Below are 4,494 nucleotides of genomic sequence, written 5' to 3'. Positions count from 1 at the left end.
ATAGTGGATAGAAAAGAAAAACTCTTCCGTTCTCTTCTTGTACATGATCGCGTCAAGGCGATTAACGGGAAGGGCCTAATGCTCTCACTTCAATTTGAGAATCCCCAAATTATGCAACAGGTAATTAACAACTGCGTTGAGAACAAGTTGATAATCGATTCATTCCTATTTAATAAGAATTGTGTTCGGATTGGTCCTCCTCTAATTATCACTGAAGATCAGATTCGGGAGGTTTGCACTATTATTCTTGATGCGATAGACAAAATTAAAGACTAGAAATAGTTCCCTACTCTTAACATAACCAGCGTACAAGCTATTTCTACTTCAATACCTTTTTGCTTTGCCAATCGTTCTAGTTCGTTATTCTCCGTACCTGGGTTCATTATTATTCTTCTAGGCTTAAGGCCCAAAATATAATCATAGAATTGAGGTTGTCCGTTTGGACCAATATAAAGAGTTACCGTATCGATATTCTCTAATTCTGGCTGATCATGTAGAATCTCAATTCCTTCAATATCACCAGTATCTCTTCCAACCGCAATCACTTCAAACCCTTTTTCTTTTAAGAGTTTTACTGCGAGATTAGAATAACGCATTTCATTTAGGCTAGCACCTAGTACTAACGTAGCCTTACTTGTCATCTTTTTAAATATTTAATATCGTCTTAGATTGAAGACGAACTTGAAGTAATAATATTGCTACTAGTTGAGCATCACGAGATTCTCTAACCTATCTACAATTTCTTCATGGCCAAGTACTGCATCCTCTTCTGATGTATACGTTTCTTGTAAACCACCTGAAAACCCACCTAGTACGTATGTCTCGTAAAGGCCAGAGTTTACGCCTTCTTCTTCAGCCTGACTGAATATATCGTAAACAGTAAGTACTCGGTATTGCCCTAAAAACGTTTCGGAGATACTGTATTTGAATTTATTCGCTTCTTTCCATTCCTTCCAAATATTGAAGTCTTCTACATTAACTGGCATATTATCTTTATTCAGAATATAGAAAGAAGGTATAGTCATTCTCTTTGGGGTTTACTGTTTGATTATTACTTGATTCAAATGTATGGAAAATATTGGGCTCTCAATTTTCTTGTTTTCAACATTATAGCCCTACTTACCAACAAATTAAGGCACCATATATTTCAGTAATCCAAACAGATTAGAATAGATTATTGATGCGTGAGCAATAAATAGACCTTCTACCCTTTTCTAGACACATATATTTCTTATTTTTACGAACTCAAAATTATTGCCTGATGGTGTAACTGGCAACACGTCTGTTTTTGGTACAGAAGAGTCCAGGTTCGAGCCCTGGTCGGGCAACTTAAAAAAGCTTCGCATTTGCGAGGCTTTTTTCGTTTTTACCAGATTTGATCTTATCAAGGAGGATTGCAGGTTATTGTTATACTTAGCAAGCTTGAATAGATCGTTGAGAGATACTCTTTACATAGTGAACGAGTAGTTTAATATCTAGTTAACTAATACCTTACTAGTAATAAAGGGCTTGTGATTTCTGTACAATATCCATAAAACCAATAGAGTTTTTTAATGAACAAACATCGTAGCTTGCAATAATTTATAATTTTAAGGTTCAGCTGAACTTACATCAAGTAATTCATTCTTTACATGAAGTCTACAAAGAACATAGGAATCATAATCATTAGTTTTCTTTTCATTACTTGTGTAAAAGACCCTATCCTTGACCCTGGAAATACTGGACCAAATGGTTTATCCGTCGAATGTGCCAATTCAAACAACCCTATTCTTAACTCATCCTCTATTGAAGGATATCTTGACCAGATCAGCTATAAACCTGGCGAAACGATAAATATGATGATTCATTCCGTATCAGAAGAATATTCCTTATCTATCATCAAGTATGGGGAACATGAAGATTTATTATACGAATCAGAAGTCCTTTCCCCAAATCCTCAAAATTATTTCTGTTATTCTTATTCATTAGGCTGCGACTGGAACAGAACTCATCATTTTGAAATCCCAATAGATTATAAAAGCGGTCTGCATGCGGTTAAATTACAAACGACTAATGGCAATAGTTTTTACATTCCTTTCGTAATGAAACCTTACTACAAAAAGCCTTCGACTAAAATAGCTGTCTTAGCCTCTACTAACACATGGCAGGCTTATAACAAATGGGGAGGTGGTTCATTCTATAATTTAAATCACCGCGACGACATTGATTATGCACAAAAAATAAGTACGGAAAGACCAAACTCTATAATCACTCCTTATGGAGACTATGGGCATTTGGTTAATGGTGAACTTCACATCCTTAGGTGGCTAGAAAAACAATACTATCATTTTGATCTATTTGCAGATATTGACTTCCATACTAATTATTCTCTGTTTGAAAATTATGACGTGATATTAATAAGTACCCATTCGGAATATTGGAGTTTGGAAATGATGAATAACCTGGAGCGTTTTCTCGCTTCTGGAAAAAACGTGATGTACCTATCAGGCAACGGGCTTTACTGGAAAACAGTAGTTGCATACGACCGCTTAGAAGTCAGAAAAGATTATACGAATCACACCTACGATGAAGGGGCGGGTGGCAGATGGAGAGATGTAGAACTACCTGAAGCAGCTTTAATCGGATTGGAATACACCAGTGCAGGATTCGGAACCTGGGCCCCATTTGAAGTGCTTAACGAGAGCCACTGGATTTTCAAGAATACTAATTTAAAAAACGGAGATTTATTTGGTGAAGATGGAATAAATGGTGGCGGTGCATCGGGCTGGGAGACTGATAAAATAAACCCTAATTTATCACCAAGTAATCTTGATCATATAGCTAAAGGAACTAATCCCGGTGATGGTGGAGCAGATATGATTTATTTTGAAACCCAAAATGGAGGAAAAGTATTCTCTGCTGGTTCCATTTCCTATGGAGGCAGTCTGATCATCGATCCAATAGTTAGTCAAATCACAAAAAATGTAGTGGATAGCTTTATTTCAAATTGATTTTACAAACATCAGGGTTCACTTTACTCCAAATACCACCACAATTGAACCCTATATATTACTACATATTACCAAATAAGTCTCCAAACCGCATCAATAACAATCAGTATAAAAAAATTTGGTCAGGCAACGAAAAAAAGCTTCGCATTTGCGAGGCTTTTTTTCGTTTTGACTAGACTTTATCTTATAAAGAAGAATTACGCGTTGATATAGGTTATGTTTTAGCAAGCTTGAGTACATCGTTGAGAGATACTGTTTACATAGTGAACTAGGCGTTTCGTATTCTCATTCTGTGTTCAATATCAACTCCCCCTATCCCCAAATGGAACTGTATTGGCCATTCTATCGTTTTACTACACTATAACACAAAGAAACTCAGTATGAGATTAAAACTATTTATTACACTTATCATCACATTTGCGTTCGGCAGTACTTATTCGCAAGAAATAGAAGCACTTTTTAACAGACAAAATTTTAATGCTCTTGTAAAGTTTGCCGATAACAGAGATAAGCTAACCAAGGAGCAATTGTATTATGTTGGTTATGCATTCTTTCAACTTAAAGATGATAGGCATGCTATTGAGATGTATAACAAAGCAATTGCAAAAGGATTAGACAGCGAGCAAGTTTATTTCCAAAAGGGTATGTCCTTACAATTCGACAAGCAGTATAAGAAAGCTACTACGAGTTTCAAATTAGCAATTAAAAGGAATGCCAAAAAACAAAAGTATTATTCTGAATTAGGTAACTCATTTTACTACCAAGGCAAATACGATTCTGCACTTGTATATTTCTATCAAGCAAGAAAATTAGACTTCCAATTGGGAGACCCCTATTTGAAAATACCAGACATCTTTTTTATTCAAAAGGATTTCACAAAAGCATTAGAAGAGTACAAATTGAGTGCATCTTTAGTAGACAAGAACGACCCATCCTATATTAAACTGCTCAAAACAATAGGACAACTAGAATACACACATTTTGAAAATTTCGAGGACGCTGTTGTAACGTATACAGAAATGATATCCCGTGCACCTGACGATTACGACCTCTATCCAAAACTAATAAAGGCATACTATGCCGATTCAAATTATGTTAAAGGAGATAGCCTTTTTAATGTTATGAAAGTAGAATATGAAAAAGAAAACTTATCGGAGGAGTATCAAAAATTCGGTAGTGTTTCAATCGATGAATATAAATGGAACGATCAAAAGGTAACAACCTTCCGATATTTTAAAGAGACTAAAGAAAAGTCTGATATCAAATACAAGATTTATCTCCTTGCCAAAAACGGCAACTCTGTAGAGCGAACATTGATCGTCGAAAAAGCAGCTCCAACAGAAGAAGCTTATACAAGGCACGTTTTATTCGAAACAGAAAAAAGTGGCATTCGCCATACTTACCCGCATGATTGGCCATCTAATAACATTGATTATGCTAGTCTTAAAAAGCGAATTAACTATGTATTAAATAATGAAGTGGAACCTCCTGAGCCAGAAGTATT

The 4,494-nt window shown here is 35.6% G+C and carries 5 protein-coding genes and 1 tRNA gene; 4 read left to right on the top strand and 2 right to left on the bottom strand.

Annotated features, from left to right (window positions below; translation table 11 throughout):
• Positions 1-78: 78 nt before the first annotated feature.
• The gene (locus HRT72_03475; protein NQY66767.1) at positions 79-276 is read left to right on the top strand and encodes a hypothetical protein; all 198 of its coding nucleotides are present in this window, start codon (positions 79-81) and stop codon (positions 274-276) included.
• Here the strand turns inward: HRT72_03475 and HRT72_03470 are convergent.
• Both HRT72_03470 and HRT72_03465 read right to left on the bottom strand, forming a co-directional pair.
• Positions 273-641 (bottom strand): CoA-binding protein, encoded by a 369-nt coding sequence (locus HRT72_03470; protein ID NQY66766.1) that lies wholly within the window; start codon positions 639-641, stop codon positions 273-275. The genes HRT72_03475 and HRT72_03470 overlap by 4 nt on opposite strands.
• A gap of 60 nt (positions 642-701) precedes the next feature.
• A complete protein-coding gene (locus HRT72_03465) occupies positions 702-1,025 on the bottom strand; it encodes a hypothetical protein (GenBank protein NQY66765.1) in 324 nt (107 codons plus the stop codon).
• Positions 1,026-1,255: 230 nt separating this feature from the next.
• Between HRT72_03465 and HRT72_03460 the strand changes: the two genes are divergently transcribed.
• The 3 genes from HRT72_03460 to HRT72_03450 form a co-directional block, all read left to right on the top strand.
• Positions 1,256-1,328, top strand: a tRNA-Gln gene (locus HRT72_03460).
• 303 nt (positions 1,329-1,631) lie between these two features.
• Complete coding sequence (locus HRT72_03455; protein ID NQY66764.1) at positions 1,632-2,990, top strand: hypothetical protein; 1,359 nt, start codon at positions 1,632-1,634, stop codon at positions 2,988-2,990.
• Positions 2,991-3,370: 380 nt separating this feature from the next.
• On the top strand, positions 3,371-4,494 hold a 1,124-nt coding region (locus HRT72_03450; protein NQY66763.1), incomplete at its 3' end, for a hypothetical protein.

Source organism: Flavobacteriales bacterium (genome assembly GCA_013214975.1).
Taxonomy (GTDB): Bacteria; Bacteroidota; Bacteroidia; order DT-38; family DT-38; genus DT-38.
This window is presented reverse-complemented; position numbering and strand designations above follow the sequence as displayed.

Bases quoted from the DNA above. Each gene is read 5' to 3' on its own strand.
- HRT72_03470 (NQY66766.1), bottom strand. From the start codon at position 641: ATGACAAGTAAGGCTACGTTAGTACTAGGTGCTAGCCTAAATGAAATG.
- HRT72_03455 (NQY66764.1), top strand. From the start codon at position 1,632: ATGAAGTCTACAAAGAACATAGGAATCATAATCATTAGTTTTCTTTTC.
- HRT72_03475 (NQY66767.1), top strand. From the start codon at position 79: ATGCTCTCACTTCAATTTGAGAATCCCCAAATTATGCAACAGGTAATT.
- HRT72_03465 (NQY66765.1), bottom strand. From the start codon at position 1,025: ATGACTATACCTTCTTTCTATATTCTGAATAAAGATAATATGCCAGTT.